Source organism: Oscillibacter sp. (genome assembly GCF_032018205.1).
Taxonomy (GTDB): domain Bacteria; phylum Bacillota; class Clostridia; order Oscillospirales; family Oscillospiraceae; genus Oscillibacter.
This window is the reverse complement of sequence record NZ_DALZOY010000034.1, coordinates 1-4,480: the sequence shown is the minus strand read 5'-3', so window position 1 is coordinate 4,480 and position 4,480 is coordinate 1. Positions and strand designations below refer to the sequence as shown.

General features: G+C 44.3%; 7 protein-coding genes. 2 read left to right on the top strand and 5 right to left on the bottom strand.

Annotated features, from left to right (window positions below; genetic code table 11):
• Positions 1-193: 193 nt before the first annotated feature.
• On the bottom strand, positions 194-451 hold the full coding sequence (locus RTU96_RS14680) for an SHOCT domain-containing protein (RefSeq protein WP_312637395.1): 258 nt from the start codon (positions 449-451) through the stop codon (positions 194-196).
• A gap of 524 nt (positions 452-975) precedes the next feature.
• On the opposite strand from RTU96_RS14680, the gene RTU96_RS14675 reads away from it, so the two are divergent.
• Together RTU96_RS14675 and RTU96_RS14670 are read left to right on the top strand one after the other, a co-directional pair.
• Positions 976-1,962 (top strand): alpha/beta hydrolase, encoded by a 987-nt coding sequence (locus RTU96_RS14675; protein WP_312637394.1) that lies wholly within the window; start codon positions 976-978, stop codon positions 1,960-1,962.
• A 167-nt stretch (positions 1,963-2,129) separates the two neighbouring features.
• Positions 2,130-2,516: a hypothetical protein gene (locus RTU96_RS14670; protein ID WP_312637393.1), complete on the top strand. Its 387-nt coding sequence runs from the start codon at positions 2,130-2,132 to the stop codon at positions 2,514-2,516.
• A gap of 106 nt (positions 2,517-2,622) precedes the next feature.
• On the opposite strand, the gene RTU96_RS14665 is transcribed toward RTU96_RS14670, so the two are convergent.
• The 4 genes from RTU96_RS14665 to RTU96_RS14650 all read right to left on the bottom strand — a co-directional run.
• Positions 2,623-3,045 carry a hypothetical protein gene (locus RTU96_RS14665; protein WP_312637392.1) on the bottom strand — a complete coding sequence of 141 codons (423 nt, stop codon included), beginning with the start codon at positions 3,043-3,045 and terminating at the stop codon, positions 2,623-2,625.
• Complete coding sequence (locus RTU96_RS14660) at positions 3,042-3,245, bottom strand: helix-turn-helix transcriptional regulator (RefSeq protein ID WP_312637391.1); 204 nt, start codon at positions 3,243-3,245, stop codon at positions 3,042-3,044. The genes RTU96_RS14665 and RTU96_RS14660 overlap by 4 nt, the downstream gene beginning before the upstream one ends.
• Positions 3,246-3,421: 176 nt before the next feature.
• A complete protein-coding gene (locus tag RTU96_RS14655) occupies positions 3,422-3,727 on the bottom strand; it encodes a hypothetical protein (RefSeq protein WP_312637390.1) in 306 nt (101 codons plus the stop codon).
• A 166-nt stretch (positions 3,728-3,893) separates the two neighbouring features.
• Positions 3,894-4,480 (bottom strand): IS30 family transposase (locus RTU96_RS14650; RefSeq protein ID WP_312637389.1); only part of this gene is annotated, 587 nt, incomplete at its 5' end.

Below are 4,480 nucleotides of genomic sequence, written 5' to 3'. Positions count from 1 at the left end.
AAATTCCGCTACATACAGAGTCAAAACAAAAAGGTTGCACGGAACCGTGCAACCACATCAAACCCATTTTAAAAACAGTATAAAAATTGGTGAGTCCTTATGGGACTCACCGATAGTATTTTTTAAGCATAGGGTTTGGATAAATCGAGTTATATCAATAATCTGCATACAATTTACAAGCAAACTATTTAATTTAAATTTCAGAAATCAACTGTTCCTTTTTTTGTAAGAATTCCTCTTCGGTTAATACTCCGGAATCTTTTAATTCAGATAATTTTTGTATTTGTTGAAGAATATCGTCGTGTTCTATATTAGAAGCTAAATTCGGTGTAGCTACATGGACCGTGCCCGTACCCTGATGATTGTCGTTCTTTTTAAAAATCAAGAACATGAAAAGCGCACACAGCGGGATTGAAAGAATCTTGCCCAAGATTAACAACCCACTACACATGCAGCAAATCCGCCAATTCCTAATCCCAATTTTCCCCTTATGCCGCCTGCAATTGCAGGAATTGCACCTATGATTAGCCCGGTTATCAATGCACCCAATACAGCTGATCCCATAATATTTTTCCCCTTTCAACCACACATTGTTTATATTGAAAGTATAGCACGTAAAATTTTGGAAATAAGGTATGAAAATACACAAACGCAGACTTTTATAGCATACCGCCCCCAATCCGACAACCTCCAGTTTCTTATCAGATCCGCCGTCTCGGTAGATAAACATCAGCATGCATAACTGCTTATGCGTCAGGTTGATGATATCCCCGTTGCTGATCAGGTTGGAGCCGTGGCCCTTCTTATTCAGGCCCACAGGCAAGGCAAAATAATATAAAAACAGGTCCCCTTAGGACGCTGCATTTAACATAAATAAATAATGCCCCAAGGCCTGATTCACGCTGCCTTGTGCCAATATTATTTTTTTTGCATACAATAATTAAAAAATGTAGTCTAGCTTGAAAGGAGTACCATATGAAACGCTGTATTCCGCTGGAACTGCCCGCTGCTCAAGCTGCTAACGAAAGCGCCATACCGCCCTTGATCTTTCAAATCCCCCCGGAGGAAGGGCGCGAGCGTCTGAATCATGCTCAGGATTCTCCAGTATTCAAGTGCCCCGCTTCTGTTTCCACTATACAGATAGAAACTGGTAAGTACGGACTTGTGACGGTTAATTGCGTTCGCCCCGAAAAGATTGTCGGGGTCCCAACAGTAATCTATTATCTGCACGGTGCGGGGTGGGTGTTCGGAAATTTTCATACACATGAAAAACTAGTGCGAGAATTGGCTTCCCGTACAAACTCTGTGCTTTTTTTCCCGGAATATAGCCTGTCGCCCGAGGCGAAATATCCCACCGCCATCGAGCAGTGCTACTTCATCCTCCAGCAACTCCCCCATATCGCTGCAAAGCTGAACTGGCAAGTAAACATGAGCACGCTCACCGTCGCAGGGGACAGCGTGGGCGGAAACATGGCAACTGTAATGACAATTTTTTCTAAATACAGGAACGGTCTGAAGATACATAAGCAGCTACTCTATTACCCCGTTACAAATGCCGATTTCAATACCTGTTCATACCGCGAATTTGCTTGCTATTATTACTTATACCGTGCAGGAATGCAATGGTTTTGGAATCAATATACCACTTTCAACAAAGATCGCTGTGAAATCACCGCTTCCCCTTTGTGCGCCTCGCTTGAACAGCTCAGGGGCCTCCCCGATGCTATGATCCTAAACGGAGAGGCAGATGTGCTTAGGGACGAGGGGGAGGCCTATGCACGGAAACTCAGAGCAGCAGGTGTAGAAGTGACGGCCATGCGCTTTCAAGCGATCATCCATGATTTCGTTATGTTGAATGCCCTTGACGGAACAAAAGCCTGCCGCGCAGCAATGAATGCGTCAACTGAATGGATTAACCAGAAAAACAAAGGCGCCGAGTTTACCTGCTCCGCCGAAGTATAGTTCATGTAAAGCTTTTACATGGGCGCTACCATCTTTCAGAGCATAAGTAAACCACCGTCACGAATGAAGGAGGCTTACTCTACAAGCTCTATCTTGGCGTACAAAGGAATACATTTGGGGGTGCGGACAAGAAGTTGGACTGGTCATGATCCCAACAGGAGGAAAGCATGTATTCCGGCGGAAACGGAACCAGCCTCTTATATTATATCAAATATGCAGAGGGTTCAACTGAGAAAGGCCCCGTTATAGTGGCAAAGGGAGTAACGGAGACCGGAGAGGAATCTGAACAGACCATACGAATTAAGGATATTAAGCCCTTTTCTGCTACGGTCGTAGAAATGCACGCTCTGGAAACTCAGTCAGATGTGGAAAAAGGTGGGTGGCTGGATTCCCTGCCTCTGGATACAGGCAGTATGGGAATTAATGACCGGGGAAATTTTCCTGATATGTACCAGAAAGAGATACAACAAATGGCCAGATTGGAAAGATATGATTTGACGAAAAGATTTGTATTAAACCGGCGGACTTATTCTGATTTTATAAATCTAAAATAGTCTATAATGCACGTCATATTATACAAGAAAAGGCAGCTACACTATTTTTGCAGCTGCCTTTTCCTGTATTTCTGATTTATCAAAGAAACTATCCAATTGGGGGTTATCACATTTCTTTTTCATATTTGATGCGGTAATAAACACTGCAACCGCAGACAAACAGATAAGCTGTTATAAGTAGAAAAATGACTTTCAGCTCTACTCCCATCAGTCCAAACGATACAAACAATGCACCGAAGACTGGTAACATAATATTGTAGGCCTTAGCCTGTGCACGGTTACGGAGAGTAATATTGCGCTCGTCATTTTCTTCTATCTCAAGCCGCTTAGCAACTTCCGGAATTTTCTTGACAGCGTGGCGACTTATGAGTTCTCCCACATTGTGACCGAAAATGCCACAGCCGAAGCCTACACAAAGGTATGGTGCTATGCTACTGCTGCTTTGGCTCGCCTTTAGCAGCCAAAGCCCAGCCACCAGCACCGCAAAGCCCAGCACCGCAAATATATAATAGAAGCCCATCTTTTTCATTTGTGTTCCTCCTTGTAGATGAATATTTCCTCAATGCTCATATCAAAAAATCGTGCGAGCTTAAAAGCCAACAGAATAGAAGGATTGTAGCGTCCGTTCTCTAACGAACCTATGGTCTGTCTTGACACCTCAAGCGCGGCTGCCAGCTCCTCCTGTTTAATTCCTCGTTGCTTTCGAATTTCCTCAAGTCGATTTTCCATGGGCATCACTCCTCGAATGTAAAGTTTGCTTTCCGTGTCTACATACTACTACAATTTTCCGAAGATGTCAAGCGAGCTTTCCGTAACAATGGAGGACTTGAAAAATTTTGTCCAAATGAAATCTATTATTTTGCTTATCTCTCGCGATATAGCTAAAGTATTAAGTCAATACGAACTCATTGTATCAAACAACTTTGCATCCCATCAAAATATTTCTTAAGCTTGCGGGAAGCATCTGTAATGCTCTCTGCAACTGAGGTGAAAAAAACATCTTCTCTGGCTGCAATCTTACGATAGGAGTATCCTTTGAAAAAATGCATAAGAAATCTTCGCTGTTGAATTTCTGTAAGCTCCCCACTTTTTAAAAGACGCTGGGCGGCTTCCATTGCTTGCTCTGTATCACTATTATGTATTATCTCTGAATCAGGAGATTCCGTTGATAGGACTTCCGTTTCTTCTAAGGCATGAATACTTACGTCCAAACGGCTTGTCCGATTTTCTACTATAATTTGCTGATGGTATATCTCATCCGAAAGAGCCTTCAGTTTCAGAAAGTCCTCTGCTGTTTTATCCGGATTCTCAGCAAGATAATTTTTCCGCAAATTGCAAGTTCAAGTTGGACACCCTTGGTAGAGATGGTGTGTGTTCTTAGGCGGCGTAGACTTTGTCTAAGAAAGCCTCAAATAGCTCCTCCGGCGTGCGGTAGCCGAGCTTGCGGCGAGGGCGTCCATTCAGCTCATCGGCAAAGGCAAGGATTTCTTCCTCTGAGAACTGCTCAATGGAGACACCTTTAGGAACATACTGCCGGAACAGGCCATTGTGCCGTTCGTTCTGAGGTCGTTTCCAAGAGGTGTAGGGGTGTGCGAAGTATACCTCAGGACCCCATTGTGCGACCTGTGCGAAGTCCGCAAACTCAGAGCCGTTGTCTACGGTAATGGTCTTAAAGACCTGGCCGAAGCGGTCGCCGTATTCATAACGGAGAACCTTCATCGCTGCCATGACAGCAGCGCTGGTTTTGCCCGGAATGCGGATAGCGAGATAGTTTTCGGTCATCTTCTCAATGAGCGTGAGAACAACGGATTCCTTACCAGAACGCAAGCCAACGACGGTGTCGCCCTCCCAGTGTCCTTCTTCCTCGCGCTTAGCTGCAATCTCTGGCCGCAGCTCAATGCTGTTTCCCAGAATACGCTTATTTTGGCGGTTCTTACCCGTGTATCTCTTGCGTTTGAGGATTT

Coding starts and splice junctions, on each gene's coding strand:
- RTU96_RS14660 (WP_312637391.1), bottom strand. CDS start 3,245: ATGGAAAATCGACTTGAGGAAATTCGAAAGCAACGAGGAATTAAACAG.
- RTU96_RS14665 (WP_312637392.1), bottom strand. CDS start 3,045: ATGAAAAAGATGGGCTTCTATTATATATTTGCGGTGCTGGGCTTTGCG.
- RTU96_RS14680 (WP_312637395.1), bottom strand. CDS start 451: ATGTGTAGTGGGTTGTTAATCTTGGGCAAGATTCTTTCAATCCCGCTG.
- RTU96_RS14675 (WP_312637394.1), top strand. CDS start 976: ATGAAACGCTGTATTCCGCTGGAACTGCCCGCTGCTCAAGCTGCTAAC.
- RTU96_RS14670 (WP_312637393.1), top strand. CDS start 2,130: ATGTATTCCGGCGGAAACGGAACCAGCCTCTTATATTATATCAAATAT.